Origin of the sequence: Halomonas sp. BC1 (assembly GCF_002078135.1) — a bacterium.
Lineage (GTDB): Bacteria > Pseudomonadota > Gammaproteobacteria > Pseudomonadales > Halomonadaceae > Vreelandella > Vreelandella stevensii.
The window spans coordinates 26,191-47,903 of sequence record NZ_LFGS01000015.1 but is presented as its reverse complement, the minus strand read 5'-3'; the positions used below and the strand labels follow the sequence as shown (position 1 = coordinate 47,903).

Here is a 21,713-nt window from a genome sequence, read left to right as displayed (position 1 = left end):
TTCTCCAGAGTAGCCGAGCTAGGGCATCTCGCTGTCATCGGTGGCCGTCGCTTCGCGGAAGCTGGACGGGTCGCGGGCGGCAATGCGCAGTGCCGTGATCAGCGCTTCTACCAGCGCCAGACACAGCAACCCCACGCCCGTGGCGAGCACGGTTTGCGGAATCCACAGCGGAATGGCCAAAAAGCCGGAAGACACATCGTTGTATTGCAGGCTTTCCCTAGCCAGTTCGATCAGCCCGTACCCCAGCAGCAGGCTGATGGCCAGCGCGACGATGAGACCGAAGACTTCAAACCAGACGCGAATGGCGGAAGGCAGTCGCGAAATCAGCAGGGTGACACGAATATGGGCGTGATGAACGAAGGTGTAGGCCAGTCCCAGAAAGGTGGCGCCAACCAACAGGTAAGAGGCCATTTCCGAGACCCCGGTAATGCTGATGCCCAGCCGCCCCAGGCCCACCAGCACCAGCAGTGCATCCACCAGCCGGAAGGTGACCTGCAGGGCGATCAGCGCACAAATCGCCACCATGCACGCGGCGGCTCCCCAGGCACCCAGGCGGTAGAGTTTGTCGAATTTAAACGTCATGTTCGCAGTCTCGCTCAGTGCGCAGAGAAGAAGGGGCGGTCACGCCGCCCCACGTGGAGCCAGCTTATTCGCCGCGCTGGGCTTGATAGGTTTCCAGCGCTTGTTTGGCCTCGTCATCGGCACGGGCCAGCCAGTCGGCAAACAGCGCATCGCCAGCTTCCTGTAATGCCGCAGCAACGGCGTCGTTGGGCTGAGCAACGTTAATACCGTTCTCCTCCAGCGCTGCCAGGCTGGTGTCGTTGTTATCGCGACTCATCTGCCAGCCACGCTCTTCGGCACGGGCTGCCGCTTCCATCAGCGCCTCCTGGGTGGCCTCGTCCAGGCGGTCAAAGCTGCGCTGGCTGATGAACACGATGTTCTTCGGTAGCCACAGGTTGGCATCGGTATAGTCCGACACATAGTCCCAGGCGGCCATGGAGTTACCGGTCGAGCTGGAGGTGATCATGGCATCCACGCGGCCGGTGCTGAACGCCGTGGGGATGTCCGACTCTTCGGTTTCGGTGGGGCTGCCGCCCAGGTTGTTGACGAAGCGCTGGGTGTTGATATTGGGCGCACGCACGCGCAGCCCTTCGAACTGTGCTGGGTCGGTCAGCGGTTTGGCGGTATAGATCCCTTGGGCGGGCCATGCCACGGCGTAGAGCGGAATCAATCCTTCGTAAGCGAACAGCTCCGTGATCATCGGTTTGGTCGCTTCCCACAGGGCGTAGGCATCGTCGTAACTACCGGCGACGCCTGGCAGAGTGTCGACCTCGAAAATCGGATCATCGTTGGAGAGTACCGACAGGAATACTTCACCGGCATCGATGGTACCGCGGCGCACTGACGGCTTGATCTCACCATGCGATACCAGCGAGCCGCCGCTGTGTACCGTGATGGTCAGCTCACCGCCGGTGGCCTCGGCCACGTCTTCGGCGAACTGCTTGGTGTTTTGAGTATGGAAACTGGCATCGCCATAGGGCGTGGCCATGGTCCACTGGGCGGCTTGCGCCGTGGCAGCGGCGGCAAGACTACAGGCAGTGGCCAGTAACAGCGGAGTCGCAAAACGTGTACGCATGGGAGTGATCCTCTTGTTCATTTTGATAAGGATGTTGCAACGGGGTGGGAAGGAAGCACGCCGGGGGTCACCCAGCGGCCGGTAGAAGCGGTATGACGAATCTCGCTCTGCTTGTCGTGGGCGTAGCTCTGTGCGCACTCCTGGGCCAGACGGCCCACGCGGCGGCAAAACCGGGAGTGATTGGCCGTGCGCCAGATGACGTCGTAGTGCATGGCAGGCAGCGGCGCGGGCAGCGCCAGCCGATACAGCTCGCCCCGCTGCCACTCCTCCAACACCGTGGCCACCGGCAGGGCACCGATGCCCAGCCCTTCCACGGTGAGTCGCACGATGGTCATCAGCGTACTGACACTGTGAATACGCGGCTGACGAACGCCCTGGTCGCTCAAGTAGCGCAGCAGCTCTTCATAAGGGCGCGCCAACTTGCCAAACGAGATGAACGGCAGGCTACTTGCCCAGGCACCGGGGTGCTCGCCCAACAGCCGCGCATGACGGGGCGACACGAACATGCCCATTTCATAGGGGCTGAGGGTGTCGTACTCGATTTGTTCGGTGGGCAGGTAGCCGTTCATGGCCAGCAGCACATCGAGCTCATTGGAGAGCAGCCGCTCGTTGAGCGCCGGGGAGTAATCCACGGTCAGCTCGATGATCAGCGCAGGGTAACGCGCCGTGAGCTGCTGCATGAACGTGGGGAACCAGCTGTGGGCAATGGTTTCGATGGTGCCCAGCCTCAGCGGCGCCGAAAACGTTTCGTCGTTGTCGAAGAGCTTGAGGGCTTCCTCGCGCTGGGCCAGCAAACGCTCTGCATGGAGATAGAACTCGCGGCCGCGCATGGTGGGCTGAATGGGGCGCGCCGAGCGCTCCAGCAGGATATCGCCCACGCTGTTTTCCAACCGCGAGATACGTTCGGACACCGACGGCTGAGTGATGTGCAAGCGCAAGGCCGCCTTGCGAAAGGACCCCAGCTTGACCGCCCAGACGAAGGCGTCCAGTTCCTTGAAATCGAGCATGATGCCTAACCAGCCATATCGAGACAGCCACAGAATGCCACGCCGCAAGGCAGGCACAGGGGGCTGTATGAAGCATGTATTTTCAACGCGTCCGGGCAATGCCGGATGCGCTGTCGCGGGGCTGGCGACGACCGCATGATGCACTCCTGGGAAATCACTCGTGGGCGGCTATTGTTCTGCGTCGCGATGACGTGTTGCCGAATCCTGCCTGAGCGTTTCTTTTATGTTTTTTTGAGGTGCTTTATTTAGTTGATAATCGTATCGCGCTCTAGCGTCAACCATTTTTCCACTAAATAACAGCATGATAGGAAGGGCCGATATTAAGTATCGCTAAAAACGATTGGCACTTGATATCGCGTCTCCATATATTGATTTGCACAATCAAAAACATAATCCATCTGCTGGAGGTGCTATGGCCATTCCCCTTCTCAACTGCGACATGGGCGAAAGTTTCGGCAACTGGTCGATTGGCCTGGATGCGGAGGTCATGCCCTACGTCGACTGCGCCAACATTGCCTGCGGCTACCACGCCTCCGACCCCCATGTGATGCGCAAGACGGTGGCGCTGGCCGTGCAGCACGGCGTGAAGATCGGAGCGCACCCGGGCTATCCGGATCTCATGGGCTTTGGCCGCCGCTCCATGGCCTGCACAGCGGATGAAGTGGAAGACATGATGCTCTACCAGATCGGCGCGCTGGCGGGCATTTGCCAGGCGGAAGGCTCCGCGCTGAGCTACGTCAAACCCCACGGGGCCATGTACAACGACATGGCCGCCAACCTGGCGCTGCTGGAAGGCGCCATGCGCGCCGTGAAAGCCTTCGATGCCCGCCTGCCGCTGATGGTGATGGCCACTGCCGACCCAGCACCGCACCGTCAGCTAGCGGAAAAAATGGGCGTCACGCTGTGGTTCGAGACCTTCGCTGACCGCGCGTATGAGGCCAACGGTCATCTGACCTCTCGTCGCCTGGCGGGGGCCGTGCACCACGACCAGACCACCATCGTCGCCCAAGCGGTTGCGCTGGCCAAAGGGGAAGCCCTCACCGCCCGGGATGGCAGCGCCTTGCAGTTGCCCTGCGACACGCTCTGCGTGCATGGCGACAACCCCGAATCCGTGGCTGCCGTGCGCGCCATTCGCGAGGCCTTTACGGCGCTGGAGTCCGCGTGAAACTCCGCCTGGAAACCGCCGCCATGGACGCCTTGACGGTGCGCCTGTTCGACGCCATCGATGAACGTAATATGGCCTGGATCATGGCCGCCGACGATGCACTACGCCGCGCTTTTGCTCATGCGCTGATCGACCTGATTCCTTCGTACACCACTCTGCTGGTGCACTACGATTGCCAGAAGCTCACCTTTAGCCAGGCCACGACGCTGGTGCGCAGCGCGCTGCACGATCTCACCCCTGCCGACACCCAGCAGGGACAGCTGCACGAGATTCCCGTGTGGTACGACGAAAGCGTTGGCCCCGAATTGCCATCGGTAGCAAAGCGCGCCGGGCTCAGCGTCGATGCCTTGATCGAGCGCCACTGCAGCCACGATTACTGCGTGTTTGCGCTGGGCTTTGCGCCTGGCTACGGCTTCATGGGCCTGGTGGACGAGGCCATTGCCACGCCACGATTGAAAACGCCCCGCCGCCGCGTCGCGGCGGGCAGCGTCGGCATTGCCGACCGACAAACGGCCATCTACCCGCTGCTTTCCCCGGGCGGCTGGAACATTCTGGGTAGAACCGCCGTGCCGCTGTTCGAGCACGCCAAACGCGGCGAACCGCTGCTGCGCCCAGGCGATAAAGTGCGCTTCAAAGCGATCTCAAAAACCGAGTTCGAAGCGGCCGGCGGCGACACCACCCCGCTGGAGGAGCGCCCATGAGCCAGCCCATGTTGACCGTCAAGCAAGCCGGGCCGCTGGCGCTGATTCAGGATGCAGGCCGCTTCGGCGTTGGCCACCTGGGCGTTACCCAGGGCGGTGCCGCCGACTGGATCGCCTTCCGCTGGGCCAACTGGCTGCTGGGCAACCCGCTGGAGAGCGCCGCGCTGGAAATCGTCATGGGCGGCAACCTGACCCTGGTGGCCAACCAGGACGTACGCCTCGCTTTGACCGGGGCCGACTTGGCCACCACACTGGACGGCCAGCCCCTTGCCCCCAACGCCAGCTTCCTGATGCAGGCGGGCCAAACGCTGGTTTTTCGTCAGCCAAAGCAAGGCCTGCGCGCGTATCTCGCCTTCCCTGGCGGGCTCGATGCACCCGCTGTGCTGGGCAGCCGAGCATGCACCGCCCGAGAGCAGATCGGCGGGCTGCATGAAGATGGCCAGCCGCTCAAGGCGGGCGATAGGCTAACCTGGAAAGGCATTTCGGCAGCGGTGCACACGCTGCCCGCCCACGCTGAGCTGCCAACGGCTGCGATTTCTAGCACGCCGCAAACGCTACGACTCGATATGGTTCTGGGCTCCCAGGCCGCCCACTTTGCCGGGCGCAGCCTGTTCGATGCCTTCAACCAGCCCTGGACGGTCGACCAGCGCGCCGACCGCATGGGCATTCGGCTCACCGGCAAAGCGCTGAACAGCCGCCTGGGCGGCATCGTCTCGGAAGGGATTCCTTTAGGGGCCGTGCAGATCCCCCCCGATGGCCAGCCGATCATCCTGATGAACGACCGCCAAACCATTGGGGGCTACCCGCGTTTAGGCGCCCTCACGCCCATGGCCTGCGCCCGCCTTGCGCAGTGTTTACCGGGCACTAAGGTGCGCTTGCAACCCATCAGCGCAACCCAGGCGCAGGCGGCGTATCGCCGCCTGCTGGATGCCTGGTTGTGAGGGCGTTGAGAGCACTACTCACGCGCCGATAATGCCGCCATCTTCACGGGTGATGACCAGCGTGGCGGAACGCGGGATGGCGCTGCCGCCCTCCGGCCAATGGCTGGTGAAGCGGCCTTCGGCAAAGGCGTCTTCGGTGGTGGTGGCGCCAGGGTGCTGGACGTTGACGAACATGGTGCGCTGGTCTGGAGTAGTCACCACGCCGGTGATTTCCTGGCCCACAGGCCCGGTCAGGAAGCGCTTGATCTCGCCGGTTTCCGGGTTGGCGACCAGCATCTGGTTGTTGCCGAAGACTTCGTAGATACCGGTGTTCATTTCGGATTCGCTGATGTCGGTCTGTATCCATACTCGGCGGTCGGCATCGATCCACAGGCCGTCGGGGCTGGCAAAGATGTTGTCTTCTACCAGCGCATTGCCCGCCAGGTCGCGGCTATCGTCCTGGTCGCCTGCCAGCACGAACAGGTCCCAGACAAAGCGCTCGCCTGCGTGAGTGCCCTCTTCCTGCCAGCGGATGATATGGCCAAAGCTGTTGTTGGCGCGCGGGTTGGCGGGGTGCTCGTCGCCCTCTGCGCGGCGCGTATTGTTGGTCAGCGTGAAGTAGACGTCGCCGGTTTGCGGGTCGACGGCGCCCCACTCCGGGCGATCCATCCTGGTGGCGCCCACATGGTCGGCGGCACTGCGCGTATTGACCAGGATATCCGCCAGGTCCGCAAAGCCATTCTCGGGCGTCAGGCCGTTCTGGCCGGGGGCCAGCGCCAACCACTCGCCGCTGCCATCATCGTTGAACCTGGCCACATAAAGCGTGCCTTCATCCAACAGGCTGCCGTCCGCCGTCGCGGCGTCGAAGGGGCGCCGTGAAACGAACTTGTAGATGTACTCGAAGCGCGAGTCGTCCCCGGAGTACGCCACCACGGGCTGCCCTTCCACCGCAGGGGCAAAGATGACGCCTTCATGGGCAAAGCGCCCCAGGTGGGTACGCTTGACCGGCACGGAATCGGGGTTCATCGGGTCGATTTCGACCATCCAGCCAAACGTATGAGGTTCGTTACGGAAGTCCTCTGCCGGGCTGGCTCCTCGGCTACTGGCATCGAAGCGGCTGAACTGATCGCTCTGCTGATCGGCACGGTGCCACTGATAACGACCGGTGTCGCGGGTTTCGATCCCGTAGCGCGCCTGGCGACGATCGATGTCGGTATCCGTGTTAGCAAAATAGCCCGCCCAGTTCTCTTCGGCTGCCAGGTAGGTGTTCCAGGGCGTGACCCCGTGGGCACAGTTGTTCAAGGTGCCACGCGTCATCAGGCCTTCCGGGCTGTACTGGGTAATCAGGTGCTCCGTGCCCGCCACCGGGCCCGAGAGCTGCATGGGCGTTTGGGCAGTAATGCGGCGGTTCAGGGCATCCTGCACCACTTCCCACTCGCCTTGCTCATTGGCACGAACGCGCACGACACTCACGCCGTGGGCATTCATCTCCTTGATCACCTGATCGGCATCGCGGCTGCCATCGTCATGCTGAGGAAAGCCATTGCGGTCCAGCGCCAGGCCACTGGCCGCTGCGTGCAAGAAGCGTGGTTCCACGTATTCATGGTTGAGCACCAACAGGCCGTCGGTGGAGCTGCCGTTCAGCGCAAAGAAGTGCATGCCGTCGTGATGGCTGCCCACCTGATGCGCCTGCTGCTCCCCGGAAGCTTCCAGGCTGAACGCGGGCATATCGCCCGTGATGGGCGTTCCCCAGGGGATGAAGCTTTGCACGCGATAGCCCGCAGGCACCACGACGTTATCAGCAGCGCTGATACCTACCGGGTTGAATCCCATGGTGGGTGAACCCGCGCCCGCATTGGCGGCCAGCGCTTGCGTCAACGGCAGCCTGGTCGCCATCAGGCCCGCGATCACCGTTGCCAGCCCCCCTTTGAGGACGCCTCGGCGGCTCAAGCGACGCTCCAGAATATCGCCAAAATAGGCATTGCTGGAACGGTTGCTGAGCGGCTCATCCCCCTGAGCCATTACGCTATCGACACTGCCTGCCACGGTTTTCTTCGTCATGATACATCTCCCTGATGAGCGGCCCACTGCTGGCTTAACCATTTGCTGGCTTATATGAGAAACAGCCAATATGGCTTGCTCAGCAGCATCGGCGCGCAACATGTCATGCTCGTGACAGTTGAGTGAAGGTTTGACGAAGCCTGAATAGCACCTGAACAGGGAGCAGGTGTCATTGGTTTATATCCTTTTCCAGTCTCTTGAGCTGTCGACCCAGTCCTTCCATGATGGGGGCACTCACGGTGTCAGGAAAATCATCCGGCAGCAGCGCCGCTACCCGGCTCATGGCTACGTCAGCCTGTGCGAGTATGCTCTGTATGATGGTCAGCGTTCCCTGTGCCAAAGCAGAGCCATTTTTTCCTGCGCCCCGGCGAGCGAGATTCTGAAGTCTCCATCACGATGCATGCCAAGCGGCAACTCTTGGTAGCCGCTGAGCAATGTCGCGATATCCGTCTCATCCAGCGGCTCTGCTGTGATCTGTCGAACATTGGGTATGGTGTCTGTCTCGGGATACAGCTGAATAGCGCCGATACAATCACGGCCTACGGCGGCGAGAAGGTCAAAGGGGTGTCCGGTCGCCAGCTGAAATTTTGCCTGCATTCTGGCGCGAATCGCCTCGGAGTCGGGCAGCAGGTTATCGAAGAAGTTGTAAACCACCGCGCCACGATAGCTTGCCGAAGATAACGGCATGGATATTGACTGCTCCTCGCCCTGAAGGACGAGGATTCCCAATTCAACGAGAATCGGACACGGAGACTGGCTCCATGCCGCTTACATTCTCTCCAAGGGCTAACACCGCCAGCCCGGCGGCTTTAATGTTAAGCGCGGCATTGATGTCGCGGTCGTTATCGGCGGCGCACTCGGGGCACGTCCAGGTCCGAACCTGCAACGGCATCTCGGGCATCACATGCCCGCAGCCAGAACAGCGTTTGCTGGAGGGATACCACTGGTCGATGGCCGACAGTTGCCGGCCCGCCCAGTCGGCCTTATACGCCAGCTGCCGGACGAATTCGCCCCAGCCCGCATCGCTGATCGACTTGGCCAGCGAGCGATTGCGCAGCATGTTCTTCACCTTGAGGGACTCGACGCAGATCACTTGGTTCTCGTTGACGATCTGGCGGGACAGCTTGTGCAAGTTGTCCATCCGGCAATCGGAGATCCTGGCGTGAAGGCGGGCGACTTTCTGCCTGGCCTTGGCACGGTTCTTCGAGCCGCGCTGCTTCTTACTCAGCCGACGCTGTGCCCTGGCCAGCCGGGTCGCGTATTTCGCCGTATGGCGGGGATTGCCGATTCGATGCCCGTCGCTGGTGACGAACAGGTCTTTCAGGCCGAGGTCGATGCCCACCATTTTCGGGGTCACGGGCAGCGTCTCGGGCGAGAACTCGCAGAGGCAGCTGACGAAGTAGCGCCCTGCGGCGTCCTTGGATACGGTGACGGTGGTCGGTTCGCTGGGCAATTCACGGCTCCAGCGGATCGCCAGCGGTTCCTTGCACTTGGCAAGAAACAACTTGCCGTCGCGGTACTTGAAGGCCGAGCGAGTGAACTCCGCCGACTGGCGGTGCCGCTTGCTCTTGAAGCTCGGGTACCTGGCTCGGCCCTCGAAGAAGTTCTTGAAGGCCGTCTGCTGGTGGCGAAGGCACTGTTGAAGCGGGACCGAGCTGACCTCGTTGAGAAACGCGGTATCGTCAGCCTTCTTCATGCGCGACAACTCGGCGTTCGCCGCTACGTAGCCGACCTTTTCCTTGCGCGCGTAGAACGCATCGGTGCGATAGCGAAGCACTGCGTTGTAGACGAAGCGCACACACCCAAACGTCCGAGCCAGGAGCTGTTCCTGCTCAGGCGTCGGGTAGAAGCGGTATTTGTAGGCGCGTTTCGTCATGCCTCACAAAATATGCCATTAGCTGTAAGATGGCAACCACCAGAGAGGGAGGCAGCGAGAACAGGGTCGTCCTGACGGACGACGCGCTATCCCTCCCCGCACTAGAAGTGCGGGGTTTCTCGCGCAAAGACTGATGAAATAGCGCGTGCGCCGGGGCGGTCTAGCCATTCAGGCAGATAGCGGAAAGCCATGGCGCCGGAACGGCCGAGGCTGAGTCGGCCTACCTCGATACCGTTGAGTGCTACCGTCAGGTTAGCCACTGGTTACCACTCCTCATCCCACACCTGTTCACTTTGCTTACTCTCTCTCTTTGCCACATGTAATTCTAGCCCGAGGGCAGCCATCAGTTTGAAGAGCGTTTCAACGCGGCTTTTTTCCGGGTGATTCTCGAAAGCGGAGACGGTGGCTTGTTTGATGCCGACCTGTTCGGCGGCATCTTTCTGGCTCATGCCATTATGGGAGCGGGCTTCTTTCAAGGCCTTGGCCAGCATATCGGGTGAGGTAATTTTCATGGCTATGTCTCAGAACGATGTCTCAGAACGATTCCTCAGGACGGCCCCTTGGATCTATCCCTTTTAGCGGATAAGACGCATTTTATCCTCTGTAAAGGATTTTTCGCAATTATCCGCTGTAGAGGATTTCTTGATATGCCTGTTGGCCGTAGCATGTTCAGAGCACCTCAGAAAGGACTTTGGCACGTAAAGACTCGAGGGCTGCAGATACAAAAACCCCGCATCTTGAGATGCGGGGTTTTTGCTGGCACTAATAGTGATTACGCGACGTCAAAGCGATCCGCATTCATCACCTTCGTCCAGGCGGACACGAAATCCTTGACGAATTTCTCGGCGTTATCGTCCTGGGCATACACTTCGGCGTAGGAGCGCAGCAGCGAGTTGGAGCCAAACACCAGATCCACCCGCGAGGCGGTCCATTTCACGGCACCGGTCTTGCGGTCGCGAATTTCGTAGGCGTTGCTGCCCACCGGCTTCCAGGTGTTGGCCATGTCGGTCAGGTTGACGAAGAAGTCGTTGGTCAACTGGCCTTCACGGTCCGTGAAGACGCCGTGCTTGGTGCCACCGTAGTTGGTGCCCAGCACACGCATGCCACCCAGCAGCACGGTCATTTCCGGGCCTGTCAGGCCCATCAGCTGCGCACGGTCGAGCAACATCTCTTCCGGCTTCACGATGTACTCTTTCTTCTGCCAGTTGCGGAAGCCATCGGCCAGCGGCTCCAGCGGTGCGAAGGAGTCCGCATCGGTCAGCTCGTCAGTGGTGTCGCCACGGCCTTTCAGGAAGGGCACACGGATATCGTAGCCCGCCGCCTTGGCAGCTTGCTCGATACCGACGCTACCCGCCAGCACGATGATATCCGCCACGCTGGCACCGGTGTCGGCTGAAATCTGCTCGTAAACGCTGAGCACTTTGGCCAAACGCTCGGGCTCGTTGCCCTGCCAATCCTTTTGCGGTGCCAGACGAATACGCGCGCCGTTGGCGCCACCGCGCATGTCGGAACCACGATAGGTACGGGCACTGTCCCAGGCCGTCGCGACCATCTCGCCGATGGACAAACCGCTGGCCGCAATCTTCTGCTTGACGACTTCTTCACAGTAGTCGGTGCTGCCTGCGGGCACCGGGTCTTGCCAGATCAGGTCTTCCGCCGGTACTTCCGGGCCGATGTAGCGCGCTTTCGGGCCCAGGTCGCGGTGGGTCAGCTTGAACCAGGCCTTCGCGAAGGTCTGCTTGAAGTACTCCGGGTCCGCCATGAATTTTTCACAGATGGCGCGATACGTCGGATCCACCTTCATCGCCATGTCCGCATCGGTCATGATCGGGTTATGGCGAATGGAGGGGTCGGTGGCATCGACCGGCTTGTCTTCTTCTTTGATATCGATCGGCTCCCACTGGTGGGCACCGGCGGGGCTTTTTCTCAGCTCCCACTCGTAGCCGAACAGCAAGTCGAAGTAGCCCATGTCGAACTTGGTGGGGTTGGTCGTCCACGCCCCTTCGATGCCCGACGTGACCGCCTTGCTGGCTTTACCGTCCATGTGCGGGTTATTCCAGCCAAAGCCCTGGTTTTCGACATCGGACGCTTCTGGCTCGGCACCCAGCGCACCGGCATCGCCGTTACCATGACATTTACCGACGGTGTGACCACCCGCCGTCAGCGCGGCCGTTTCTTCGTCGTTCATCGCCATGCGAGCAAAGGTTTCGCGCACTTGCTGAGCGGTTTTCAGCGGGTCGGGCTGGCCATTCACGCCTTCCGGGTTCACATAGATAAGCCCCATCTGAACGGCCGCCAGCGGGTTTTCCATGGTCTCGGGCTTTTCGACATCGCCGTAGCGCTCGTCGGAGGGCGCCAGCCACTCTTTTTCGTCGCCCCAATAGATATCTTTTTCCGGCTCCCAGATATCCGCACGGCCAAACGAGAAGCCGTAGGCGGGCAGGCCCATGGACTCATAGGCCACGGTACCTGCCAGGATCATCAGGTCGGCCCAGCTGATCTTGTTGCCGTACTTTTTCTTGATCGGCCACAGCAGACGACGCGCCTTATCCAGGCTGACGTTGTCCGGCCAGGAGTTGAGCGGCGCAAAACGCTGGCTGCCAGTGCCACCGCCCCCACGGCCATCGGCGATGCGGTAGGTGCCTGCAGAGTGCCACGCCATGCGAATCATCAAGCCGCCGTAGTGTCCCCAATCAGCGGGCCACCACTCCTGGCTATCGGTCATCAGCGCATGAACGTCTTTTTTCAGTGCGTCGAAGTCGAGCTTGCGCACTTCTTCACGGTAATTGAAGTCTGCGTCCATCGGGTTCGATTTACGGTCTTGCTGATGCAAGATATCCAGATTCAGACCTTCCGGCCACCAATCCTTATTGGAAGTACCAGTCGATGTGTTGCCGCCATGCATGACAGGACATTTACCGCTCATAGCTCTCTCCCTTATTGCTCTATGCCTTGGAATGACCAAGGGAACAAGTACAGTGCATCTGCGCTGAAGACGATGATTGCTGACGCCTCGGATGCATTATTGATGTGTCACAGTTTTATAGCACCTTGCTAATAGCCACAATTTGCATTTTACGACCAGACCAATAGCTCTCGACTATTGAAAATCATCCCAAGCGTGCCAATGCCTTGGGCATCGAACGCGCTCCATCATCTCTTTCCAAGATAGCCACTATCAAGTGCATGTCACGATCTTCATCAACACCCGCCAACAAATCGGGGAGCCCATGGGCTCCCCGAGTTCATCTTTTGGCGTCACTCATCCTTCGACCAGCGGTAGCAGGGCATTCACGCTATCCCGTGCATCGCCGTAGAACATTCGCGTGTTCTCCTTGAAGAACAGCGGGTTCTCGATGCCCGAGTAGCCGGTGCCCTGGCCACGCTTGCTGACGAACACCTGCTTGGCTTCCCACACCTTGAGTACCGGCATGCCCGCGATGGGGCTGTTGGGGTCCTCTTCGGCGGCAGGGTTCACGATGTCATTGGAGCCGATGACGATAACCACGTCGGTGGTGGCGAAGTCGTCGTTGATTTCGTCCATTTCCAGCACGATATCGTAGGGCACCTTGGCTTCCGCCAGCAGCACGTTCATGTGCCCCGGCAAACGCCCAGCCACCGGATGAATCGCAAAGCGCACGGTTTTACCCGCAGCGCGCAACTTGCGTACCAGGTCGCTGACCGCCGCCTGCGCCTGCGCCACGGCCATACCGTACCCGGGCACGATGATGACACTGTCGGCGTCGTTCAAGGCCGAGGCAACGCCGCTGGCATCGATGGCCACCTGCTCGCCTTCGATCTCGGCGGCAGGCCCCTGAGTGCCCCCAAAGCCCCCCAGAATCACGCTGATGAAGTTGCGGTTCATCGCCTTGCACATGATGTAGGAGAGAATGGCACCGGAGGAACCCACCAGGGCCCCGGTCACGATCAACAGGTCATTGGAGAGGGTGAAGCCCACCGCCGCCGCCGCCCAGCCGGAGTAGCTGTTGAGCATCGACACCACCACGGGCATGTCCGCCCCGCCGATGCCCATGATCAGGTGGTAGCCAATGAAGAACGCCAGTGCCGCCAGCAGGAGCAGTGTCCAGAAGCCCGCGCCATTGAGGTACAGGATCGCCAGCAAGAGCGACAGCGCCGCCGCTCCGGCATTGAGCCTATGTCCACCGGGCAGTTGGCGAGGTTTGCCGTCCACCTTGCCTGCCAGTTTGCCAAAGGCCACCACGGAGCCGGTAAAGGTCACCGCGCCGATGAAGATGGCGAACACGACCTCGATCTGCAGAAAGGTCAGCTCGTCCGGTGCCTTGGTGGCCACCAGCGCAGCAAACGCAGAAAACTCCTGCATCACGCCATCGGCAGCCCGCGCGGTCATCACTCGGCGACGCTCCAGGTCGGCACTCCAGGCCACGAACACCGCCGCCAACCCGACAAAGCTGTGCAGCGCCGCGACCAGTTGAGGCATTTCGGTCATCTCGACCTTGCCCGCCACGTAAATCCCTATCCCGGCGCCGATCACCATCATCGGGATCAGCCACCCATAGCCGCCAATACCGGGGCCGAAGGCGGTGAACAGCACCGCCACCGCCATCCCGACGATGCCGTACCATACGGCACGTTTGGCCTTTTCCTGGTTGCTCAGCCCACCCAACGAAAGAATGAACAGCACGCTGGCCGCAATGGCCGCGGCAGATACGAACCCTTGTCCTAGCATATCGTTTCTCCGCCGCTCAGGATTTCTGGAACATGGCCAGCATCCGGCGTGTCACCTGGAAGCCACCCACGATATTGATAGACGCGATCAGTACCGAAATCGCCGCCAGCACGCTCACCACACCGCTCCCCGACCCCATCTGCAGGATGGCCCCCAGGATGATGATCCCGGAAATGGCATTGGTCACCGCCATGAGCGGCGTATGCAGCGAGTGGCTCACGTTCCAGATCACCTGGAAGCCAATGAAGCAAGCCAGCACGAAGACGATAAAATGCTGCATGAACGACGCTGGCGCGACTTGCCCCAGCAGCAGCATCACGGCACCGCCTGCCGCCAACAGGCCGACCTGGCGTTTGGTCTGTGCTTTGAAAGCCGCCTGTTCGGTGGCCTTCCTCTCTTCCGGCGAGGGCTGCTTCTCTTTCTTCTTCGGCTTGGCCGCGCCAATGGCTTTGACCTTGGGCGGAGGTGGAGGAAAGGTGATTTCCCCCTGGTGGGTCACCGTGGCCCCACGAATCACGTCGTCATCCATATTGTGGTGGAGCACGCCATCCTTCTCCGGCGTCAAGTCACTGAGCATATGGCGAATGTTGGTGGCATACAGCAACGACGCCTGGGTGGCCATGCGTGAGGGGAAGTCGGTATAGCCAATCACCACTACGCCGTTATCGCTCACCACGCGCGCATCGGGCTGGGTGAGGTCGCAGTTGCCGCCCTTTTCGGCGGCCAGATCGACGATCACCGAGCCGGGTTTCATGGCCGCCACCATGTCGTCCAACCACAGTTTGGGCGCGGGTTTGCCAGGAATCAGTGCCGTGGTGATGACGATGTCCACCTCGGGCGCCTGCGCGCGGAAACATGCCAGCTGCTTTTCCCGAAACTCAGGGCTGGAGGGCGAGGCATAGCCACCGCTTTCCGCGCCGTCCTGGGCGTCTTCGAAATCGAGGAACAGAAACTCGGCGCCCATGGACTCGATCTGCTCGGAAACTTCCGGGCGTACATCGAAGGCGCGCACCACAGCCCCCAGGCTGGTAGCGGTACCGATTGCCGCCAACCCCGCCACGCCCGCCCCGATCACCAGCACCTTGGCAGGGGGCACCTTGCCCGCAGCGGTCACCTGGCCAGTAAAGAAGCGGCCAAAATTGTTGCCCGCCTCGATCACCGCCCGATAGCCCGCAATGTTGGCCATGGAAGAGAGCGCATCCATCTTCTGGGCCCGAGAAATACGCGGCACCATGTCCATGGCAATCACGGTGGCGCCCTGAGCTTTGCAGGTTTCCAGCAGCGCCGCGTGTTGGGCTGGCCAGAAGAACGCGATCAGCGTTTGGCCTTCGCGCAGCCACTGCGCCTCTTGCTCGGAGGGCTCACGTACCTTGACGACCACGTCGGCTTCTTGCCATAGCGCCTCGGCGCGTTCGACCACGGTGACGCCAGCCGCCCGGTACGCCTCATCACTGAACCCGGCCCCTGCCCCCGCACCCGCTTCTACCAGGCACTCATGGCCCAGCTTGTGGAGCTGCTGTGCGCTGTCCGGCGTCAGCGCGACCCGCGCCTCGCCTTTAGCACTCTCTTTTGGTGCGCCTATTTTCACACGCGTTCTCCCTGGTTAGCCCGCCCTGCGCACGCCTCTCCCCGTGTATTGCCAACCTCAGAAGCGGGTACGCCGTCGTGTCATGGCAACGCCATGGCGTTGCTCGTTAGCAGTTTAGGATCTAACGCCAGGCCCGCCAGTGGCCATTCAACCTTCGATTCAACCCGGTTGTAGAGCGACGACATCTCGGGGCACTGCTAGCGGGTGCTGCTGGCAAAGGCCATCAGTTGATCGGTGAGCCACACGTTGGCTGGGGCATTGAGGTAAAGCTGATGTTGGATCAGCGTCATGTTGAGGGCGGGCAGCGCGGCGGGAGGTGTCACCATGCGTACCGGCAGCATGGCCACGAAGCGCTCGGCCATCTGGCGTGGCAGGGTCATGATGGCATCGGTGAGGGCGACCACGCGGGCAGCGGCAATGTAGTTCAAGTTTCTGGAGATGACACGGCGCGTCAGCCCGTGCTGAGCCAGGCAGTTCTCGATGGGGCTGGGCAGCAAGCCACTGATGTCGGCCAACTCGACGTGCGCCAGCTGAGCAAACGCTTCCAGCGTCAGCGCATCTCCCACGTGGGGGTTGTGCTGCGCCGCAAGGCACACCAGCTGCTCATGCAGCCAGGGCGTTTGCACGACTCCGCTAGGCAACGACGATTGGCGATCCAGCCCCACCACCATATCCACCTGGCGCTGCTCCAGCGCCTCGTTCAGCACGTCGGGGGTAATCAGCTCTATCGAAAAACTGAGACCGGGCGCACTGCGCAGCAGCTGGCTCAAAAACGCCGGGTACATGACCTCCTCGAAATAATCCGTGGTGGCCAGGGTGAAGTGCCGCGTACTGGTGGCGGCCGCAAAGGTCGCGGGGGGCGCCAGACCCGCCTGCAGGGCGGCCAGGGATTGCTGCACGACCGGCAACAGTGCCAAGGCACGGGGGGTCGGCTGCAGCCCTTGCCCGGAACGCACCAGCAGCGGGTCATCCAGCGCTTCACGCAGGCGCTTGAGCGCATGACTCAGGGCGGGCTGGCTCAAATGGAGCTTTTCCGCCGCACGGGTGACATGGCGCTCGCGCATCAGCATCTCGAAGACGAGCAGCAAATTCAGGTCAAAATGGCGTAACGAACGCATGAGGGCTCACTATCCACAAGATGAATAATTTCATTCTAAACATTCATTTCATTCATCGCCAAAAATTCCTTATCGTCGCGCTTTCTCGCCTCGCGAACCCACGTTTCCCCCGCTGCACGCTGATAGGAGAACACATTAGGTGAACCCATGGCAGATCATGCCGAGCCTGTTTGGTGACGTCATCTCCACCTTCATGGGGGTACCCAAAGCCACCGACCCAAGCGCTACCGACGCCGAAGTCGTGGTCAGCGGTGTGCCGTTTGATCTGGCCTGCTCCGGACGCTCGGGCACGCGCATGGGGCCTAATGCGATTCGCCAAAGCACGGCGAACCTGATTTGGGAAGGCAAGCGCTGGCCGTGGGATTTTGCGTTGGAAGAGCGCTTGCGGGTCTGCGATGCCGGCAACCTGGACTACGCCTACGGCGAACCGGATAGCCTGATCGACAACCTGGAAAGCCACGCCATGCGCTGGCTGAAAGCGGGCAAAAAGATGCTGACGCTGGGCGGCGACCACTACATCAGCCTGCCGCTGCTGCGTGCCCATGCCCGTGAACACGGCCCGCTGGCGCTGATTCATTTCGATGCTCACACCGATACTTACGAGCAAGGCACACGCTATGATCACGGCACCATCTTCCATCATGCACTGAAGGAAGGCCTGGTCGTCCCGGAGCATTCACTGCAGATTGGTATTCGTACCAGCTACGACCGCCACAACCACCCTTACGAGGTGCTGGACGCCGACTGGGTGAACGACCACGGCCCGGCGGCAGTGCTGGAGCGCATTCGCGCGCGGGTTGGTCATCACCCCGCCTACGTGACGCTGGATATCGACGGCCTCGACCCGGCCTTTGCGCCCGGCACCGGCACCCCCGTATGCGGTGGTCTCTCCACGGACCTGATGCTCAAGGTGGTGCGCGGCATGGTCGGCATGGAGCTGGTGGGCATGGATTTGGTGGAAGTCAATCCGGCCTATGATCACGGCGACATCACCTCGCTGGCTGCCGCCACGTTAGGGCTGGAATTCCTCTACACGCTGGCGGCTTCCAAGCCCGTCAAGTGATGGCAAAGCCGCCTGGGCCATCGCTCAGGCAGCTTTGTGAAGCCAGCTAATGACCTGCTCGGCGACGGCGTCCGGGTGGGTCATGTGAATGCAATGCCCTTTGGTAGGCATGACGCTGAGCAGGCTGTTGGGCATCAGCTGATGCACGAACTCACCCACGGCCACGCTGGCCAGCTTGTCATCCTCGCTTTGCAGGATCAGCGTCGGGTGTTCCGAGATGGGCAGCAGGTAACGATAATCGGAAAAGAACGTTGCCACGGCAAAGGTCTTGGCCACGGTCGGGTCGGAGGAGCAGAAACTCTCCGACAGCTCGCCGACGAGGTCTTCGGTGCCCTCTTCCCCCACCACGATAGGCGCCAGGTACTCGGCCCAGCCGGTATGGCTGCTCTCCATCAAGTCGATCAGTGCATCCAGGTCGGCCTTTTCGAACCCACCGAAATAGTCGGGGGGCATGTTCAAAAAGCACGGCGAAGGGCACACCATCACCTGCCGGGTAATCCGTTCAGGCGCCTGTGCGGCAGCCAACAAACCGATATTGCTGCTGACGGAGTGGCCGACAAACACCGCATCGGTCAATTCCAGCGCTTCACACACTTCGATGACATCTCGGGCATAGCCATCCAGCGTGCTATAGCGCACCTCGTTGAAGTCGGATTTCAGCGAATCCCCCGACCCGACGTAGTCGAACAGTACCAGGGTATAGGTGTCTTTCAACCTGGGCACCAGGTACTGCCACATGTTCTGATCGCAGCCAAACCCATGGGCCAGGATCAGCGTGGTGTCGCCGCTGCCCATGACTTTGACGTTATTACGAAACATCACCCGCTCTTTGGTCAGCATAGGTCCTCGCTTGTTGGCACACCGCGCCATCTCGATGGTCACTTCAGGGCCTGCCCCCCCACCTGCCGGTCATGCCCGCCACCCTTCATACCTTGTCCATGCCATCGTTACATAACGAAATGGCGGTGGACACTCCGAAATCGTGAACGATTGTTTCTCGCCTGCTCCAGCTGCCCACTAAGATCGCGACACCTTTCATCGAAACTCCCCAAGCGGTTTCGCGGGACGGCAGTACCAAAAACACGTTCCTGAACGACGCACATCCGCAGCCTAATGAAGCGAGCGGCTGGCAGCCAGCCTGCTCGGTAACGCCGAGTGTTGCTCCACAAGCAACAATCCCAACGTTTTCTGGTACTCGTTCCTGCCCGCCAAGTCGCTTAGCGTGATAGATGCCCATAACGACACTGACAACGGCACCAGAGGACAGGAAATGCCTTATACCCCCTTTTTCGATGACGCACAGGTCGACGCAGCGGTTGCCATCCGGCACCAGTTGCACCAACACCCAGAGCTGAAGTTCGAGGAAACGCAGACCGCCCGCCTCGTGGCCCAGCGCTTGCGCGACCTGGGGTATCACGTGACCGAAGGCCTGGCGACCACCGGCGTCATGGCCGAGCTGGATACCGGCCGCCCCGGTCCCGTGATCGCCTTTCGGGCTGATATGGATGCCCTGCCCATCAGGGAAGCCAACGCGTTCGAGCACCGCTCCCAGCGCGATGGGCTAATGCATGCCTGCGGCCACGACGGGCACACCGCCACGCTGCTGCTGGCCGCAGAAGCCATCATCGCCCAGCGCGACCAGCTTTGCGGCTACATCAAGCTGCTGTTTCAACCGGGTGAAGAAGGCGGCAACGGTGCAGATAAAATGGTCAAGGCCGGCGTGCTCCAGCACCCGCAGGTAGAGGCCATTTTTGGCTACCACAACCGCCCAGGCTTTCCCGCAGGGCAGCTGTTCGTCAAACCCGGCCCGGCCATGGGCGGTAACGATACCTTCAAGATCACCTTGTCGGGCGTATCGGGCCACGCTGCCATGCCGCATCTGGCGGTCGACCCCATTTATGTGGGGGCGTCGCTGGTGCAGCAGTTGCAAGGGCTGGTGGGCCGCCACAAATCACCGTTGGAAGCTGGCGTGATCACCGTGGCCGCCTTTCATGCGGGCGATGCCGCCAATGTCATTCCGGGCACGGCAGAGCTGCTGGTCAATATTCGCAGCGACCGTGAAAGCTCGCGCAACGCCCTAGTGGGCAAACTGGAACAAGTGGTGGCCGGGGTGTGTGCCGCCCACGGCGCCCGCTTCTCGATGGAGCATCAGCACCAGATTCCGCCGCTGGTCAACGACGCCGAGTGGTCACGGCAGGTGCTGGCCATCGCTACCGAGCAGGGGGTAAGCCCAGACATCCAACAGCTCGATTACATGCCCACCATGGGCGCCGAAGATTTTGCCTTCTACCTGCAAGAGGTGCCTGGCTGCTTCTTCTTCGTGGGCAATGGCGACAGCGCGTACCTCCACAACGAACATTACGACTTCAACGATGCCATCTTGCCGGTGGCCGCCGGGATGTTCGTAGCGCTGGCCCGTTCACTGCTCCAGCGCCGCTGAGCGGCACTCCCAACACGATTGCAATAACAACGTCTCAATTAGGATTCAATCATGCAAGGTGTTCTGACTTCCATTGAACGGGTGGGCAACAAGCTGCCGCACCCCTTTATTCTGTTTACGGTGCTCGCCGCTCTGGTGGTCGTGGTCTCGGCCCTGCTGTCGGTACTGGGCGTCTCGGCCATCAACCCCCAAACCGGCGATGAGGTCGTCGTGCGCAGCCTGCTATCGGCCGAGGGGGTCGAGTTCATGCTGACCAGCGTGGTCAGCAACTTCGTGAACTTCCCGCCGCTGGGGCTGATTCTGGTGGTGATGTTCGGTATCGGCCTGGCCGACAAGGTGGGCTTGATGTCGACGCTCATGCAGGTCAGCGTGGCCAAGGCTCCCCCATCGCTGTTGACGTTTTGTGTCTTCATGGCCGGCATTTGCGGCAGCATTGCATCAGATGCCAACTACCTGATTTTGATCCCCTTGGCGGCCATGGTCTATTACTCCGTTGGCCGCCACCCGGTGGCCGGAGCCGCGGCGGCCTATGCCGCCGCCGGGGCCGGCTTCGATGCCAGCCTGTTCATCACCGTCGGGGATGCGCTGTTCGCGGGCATCACCACGGAAGCAGCGCGGCTGGTCGACCCAGAGGCGTATGTCTCGCCCGTCGACAACTACTACTTCGTTGCCTGTTCGGTCTTCGTGCTGGCGATGGTCGGCACCTTGTTGATCGACAAGGTCGTGGAGCCCCGCCTGCAGCGCACGCTGCCCATGAGCAAGGACTTCAAGACCGACGTGGTAACGCCTGAGTTGACCGCTTCGGAACGCCGGGGGCTCAAGCGCGTGGGGCTGGCAACACTGGCGTACATCGCGCTGGTGTTACTGGCCGTGCTGCCGGAGGCCTCGCCGCTGCGCAACGATGACGGCGGTTTGATTCCCTCGCCGTTTTTGAGCTCTCTCGTGCCGCTGATGTTTCTCTACTTCGTGACGATTGGCCTGGTGTATGGCATCACCACGGGCAAGATCACCAGCAGTCGCGACGTCCCGCAGCGCATGGCCGAATCTGCCAGCGACCTGGCCCCCACGCTGGTGCTGTTCTTTGCCATTTCCCAGTTCATCGCCTATTTCGGCTGGTCGGCACTGGGGCAGTATATCGCCATCGAGGGCTCCAACATTCTCCAGAGCACGGGCTTCACCGGGCTACCGCTGGTGGGCGCGTTCATCGTCATGAGCGCCACCCTCAACATCTTCATGACCAGCGGCTCGGCCCAATGGGCGTTGATGGCACCGGTGTTCGTGCCCATGCTGATGATGATCGACTTCGACCCAGCCTTCGTGCTGGCGATGTTCCGCATCGGCGACTCCAGCACCAACATCATCTCGCCCATGAGCCCCTACTTTTCGGTGGCACTGGTGTACATGCAGCGTTACAAACCGGACATGGGGCT

The 21,713-nt window shown here is 61.1% G+C and carries 19 protein-coding genes; 6 read left to right on the top strand and 13 right to left on the bottom strand.

Annotated elements, in window-relative coordinates:
- Positions 1–18 precede the first annotated feature (18 nt).
- The 3 genes from B7L72_RS11585 to B7L72_RS11575 form a co-directional block, all read right to left on the bottom strand.
- Positions 19–582: a TRAP transporter small permease gene (locus B7L72_RS11585; protein WP_081194472.1), complete on the bottom strand. Its 564-nt coding sequence runs from the start codon at positions 580–582 to the stop codon at positions 19–21.
- A 64-nt stretch (positions 583–646) separates the two neighbouring features.
- The gene (locus B7L72_RS11580; RefSeq protein WP_081194470.1) at positions 647–1,636 is read right to left on the bottom strand and encodes a TRAP transporter substrate-binding protein; all 990 of its coding nucleotides are present in this window, start codon (positions 1,634–1,636) and stop codon (positions 647–649) included.
- Between the two features lie 17 nt (positions 1,637–1,653).
- Complete coding sequence (locus B7L72_RS11575) at positions 1,654–2,643, bottom strand: LysR family transcriptional regulator (RefSeq protein ID WP_081194468.1); 990 nt, start codon at positions 2,641–2,643, stop codon at positions 1,654–1,656.
- Between the two features lie 412 nt (positions 2,644–3,055).
- Between B7L72_RS11575 and B7L72_RS11570 the strand changes: the two genes are divergently transcribed.
- From B7L72_RS11570 to B7L72_RS11560, 3 genes are read left to right on the top strand one after another with little or no spacing between them, the layout of a single operon-like run.
- Positions 3,056–3,808 carry a 5-oxoprolinase subunit PxpA gene (locus B7L72_RS11570; protein WP_081194466.1) on the top strand — a complete coding sequence of 251 codons (753 nt, stop codon included), beginning with the start codon at positions 3,056–3,058 and terminating at the stop codon, positions 3,806–3,808.
- Complete coding sequence (gene pxpB / locus B7L72_RS11565) at positions 3,805–4,509, top strand: 5-oxoprolinase subunit PxpB (protein WP_081194464.1); 705 nt, start codon at positions 3,805–3,807, stop codon at positions 4,507–4,509. The genes B7L72_RS11570 and pxpB overlap by 4 nt, the downstream gene beginning before the upstream one ends.
- A complete protein-coding gene (locus B7L72_RS11560; protein WP_081194462.1) occupies positions 4,506–5,450 on the top strand; it encodes a 5-oxoprolinase subunit C family protein in 945 nt (314 codons plus the stop codon). The genes pxpB and B7L72_RS11560 overlap by 4 nt, the downstream gene beginning before the upstream one ends.
- An 18-nt stretch (positions 5,451–5,468) precedes the next feature.
- On the opposite strand, the gene B7L72_RS11555 is transcribed toward B7L72_RS11560, so the two are convergent.
- The 9 genes from B7L72_RS11555 to B7L72_RS11520 form a co-directional block, all read right to left on the bottom strand.
- Positions 5,469–7,490, bottom strand: a complete 2,022-nt coding sequence (locus B7L72_RS11555) for a PhoX family protein (protein ID WP_081194460.1) — start codon at positions 7,488–7,490, stop codon at positions 5,469–5,471.
- A 321-nt stretch (positions 7,491–7,811) separates the two neighbouring features.
- On the bottom strand, positions 7,812–8,219 hold the full coding sequence (locus B7L72_RS11550) for a HipA N-terminal domain-containing protein (protein ID WP_446718568.1): 408 nt from the start codon (positions 8,217–8,219) through the stop codon (positions 7,812–7,814).
- A gap of 1 nt (position 8,220) precedes the next feature.
- Positions 8,221–9,366 carry an RNA-guided endonuclease TnpB family protein gene (locus tag B7L72_RS11545; protein WP_081194458.1) on the bottom strand — a complete coding sequence of 382 codons (1,146 nt, stop codon included), beginning with the start codon at positions 9,364–9,366 and terminating at the stop codon, positions 8,221–8,223.
- Positions 9,367–9,467: 101 nt separating this feature from the next.
- Complete coding sequence (locus B7L72_RS18290; protein ID WP_254893806.1) at positions 9,468–9,626, bottom strand: HipA N-terminal domain-containing protein; 159 nt, start codon at positions 9,624–9,626, stop codon at positions 9,468–9,470.
- Between the two features lie 3 nt (positions 9,627–9,629).
- On the bottom strand, positions 9,630–9,878 hold the full coding sequence (locus tag B7L72_RS11540) for a helix-turn-helix domain-containing protein (protein ID WP_016915307.1): 249 nt from the start codon (positions 9,876–9,878) through the stop codon (positions 9,630–9,632).
- A gap of 260 nt (positions 9,879–10,138) precedes the next feature.
- The gene (gene katG / locus B7L72_RS11535; RefSeq protein ID WP_081194456.1) at positions 10,139–12,292 is read right to left on the bottom strand and encodes a catalase/peroxidase HPI; all 2,154 of its coding nucleotides are present in this window, start codon (positions 12,290–12,292) and stop codon (positions 10,139–10,141) included.
- Between the two features lie 336 nt (positions 12,293–12,628).
- Positions 12,629–14,074 (bottom strand): NAD(P)(+) transhydrogenase (Re/Si-specific) subunit beta, encoded by a 1,446-nt coding sequence (locus B7L72_RS11530; protein ID WP_081194454.1) that lies wholly within the window; start codon positions 14,072–14,074, stop codon positions 12,629–12,631.
- 16 nt (positions 14,075–14,090) lie between these two features.
- A complete protein-coding gene (locus B7L72_RS11525) occupies positions 14,091–15,662 on the bottom strand; it encodes a Re/Si-specific NAD(P)(+) transhydrogenase subunit alpha (protein WP_081194452.1) in 1,572 nt (523 codons plus the stop codon).
- Between the two features lie 197 nt (positions 15,663–15,859).
- Positions 15,860–16,780: a LysR family transcriptional regulator gene (locus B7L72_RS11520; protein ID WP_081194450.1), complete on the bottom strand. Its 921-nt coding sequence runs from the start codon at positions 16,778–16,780 to the stop codon at positions 15,860–15,862.
- Positions 16,781–16,937: 157 nt separating this feature from the next.
- On the opposite strand from B7L72_RS11520, the gene speB reads away from it, so the two are divergent.
- Positions 16,938–17,843 (top strand): agmatinase, encoded by a 906-nt coding sequence (speB, locus tag B7L72_RS11515; RefSeq protein ID WP_081136031.1) that lies wholly within the window; start codon positions 16,938–16,940, stop codon positions 17,841–17,843.
- Positions 17,844–17,867: 24 nt separating this feature from the next.
- Here the strand turns inward: speB and B7L72_RS11510 are convergent, their stop codons facing one another.
- A complete protein-coding gene (locus B7L72_RS11510; protein ID WP_081194448.1) occupies positions 17,868–18,683 on the bottom strand; it encodes an alpha/beta fold hydrolase in 816 nt (271 codons plus the stop codon).
- Positions 18,684–19,113: 430 nt separating this feature from the next.
- Between B7L72_RS11510 and B7L72_RS11505 the strand changes: the two genes are divergently transcribed.
- Positions 19,114–20,283 (top strand): M20 metallopeptidase family protein, encoded by a 1,170-nt coding sequence (locus B7L72_RS11505; protein WP_081194446.1) that lies wholly within the window; start codon positions 19,114–19,116, stop codon positions 20,281–20,283.
- Between the two features lie 51 nt (positions 20,284–20,334).
- The coding region (locus B7L72_RS11500; RefSeq protein ID WP_081194819.1) for an AbgT family transporter at positions 20,335–21,713 on the top strand (1,379 nt) is incomplete at its 3' end.

Excerpts from the sequence above, each read along its gene's own strand:
- B7L72_RS11540 (WP_016915307.1), bottom strand. The coding sequence starts at position 9,878 with ATGAAAATTACCTCACCCGATATGCTGGCCAAGGCCTTGAAAGAAGCC.
- B7L72_RS11510 (WP_081194448.1), bottom strand. The coding sequence starts at position 18,683 with ATGCTGACCAAAGAGCGGGTGATGTTTCGTAATAACGTCAAAGTCATG.
- B7L72_RS11570 (WP_081194466.1), top strand. The coding sequence starts at position 3,056 with ATGGCCATTCCCCTTCTCAACTGCGACATGGGCGAAAGTTTCGGCAAC.
- B7L72_RS11585 (WP_081194472.1), bottom strand. The coding sequence starts at position 582 with ATGACGTTTAAATTCGACAAACTCTACCGCCTGGGTGCCTGGGGAGCC.
- B7L72_RS11555 (WP_081194460.1), bottom strand. The coding sequence starts at position 7,490 with ATGACGAAGAAAACCGTGGCAGGCAGTGTCGATAGCGTAATGGCTCAG.
- B7L72_RS11575 (WP_081194468.1), bottom strand. The coding sequence starts at position 2,643 with ATGCTCGATTTCAAGGAACTGGACGCCTTCGTCTGGGCGGTCAAGCTG.
- speB (WP_081136031.1), top strand. The coding sequence starts at position 16,938 with ATGCCGAGCCTGTTTGGTGACGTCATCTCCACCTTCATGGGGGTACCC.
- B7L72_RS11520 (WP_081194450.1), bottom strand. The coding sequence starts at position 16,780 with ATGCGTTCGTTACGCCATTTTGACCTGAATTTGCTGCTCGTCTTCGAG.
- B7L72_RS11530 (WP_081194454.1), bottom strand. The coding sequence starts at position 14,074 with ATGCTAGGACAAGGGTTCGTATCTGCCGCGGCCATTGCGGCCAGCGTG.
- B7L72_RS11580 (WP_081194470.1), bottom strand. The coding sequence starts at position 1,636 with ATGCGTACACGTTTTGCGACTCCGCTGTTACTGGCCACTGCCTGTAGT.
- B7L72_RS11505 (WP_081194446.1), top strand. The coding sequence starts at position 19,114 with ATGCCTTATACCCCCTTTTTCGATGACGCACAGGTCGACGCAGCGGTT.
- katG (WP_081194456.1), bottom strand. The coding sequence starts at position 12,292 with ATGAGCGGTAAATGTCCTGTCATGCATGGCGGCAACACATCGACTGGT.
- B7L72_RS11560 (WP_081194462.1), top strand. The coding sequence starts at position 4,506 with ATGAGCCAGCCCATGTTGACCGTCAAGCAAGCCGGGCCGCTGGCGCTG.
- B7L72_RS11545 (WP_081194458.1), bottom strand. The coding sequence starts at position 9,366 with ATGACGAAACGCGCCTACAAATACCGCTTCTACCCGACGCCTGAGCAG.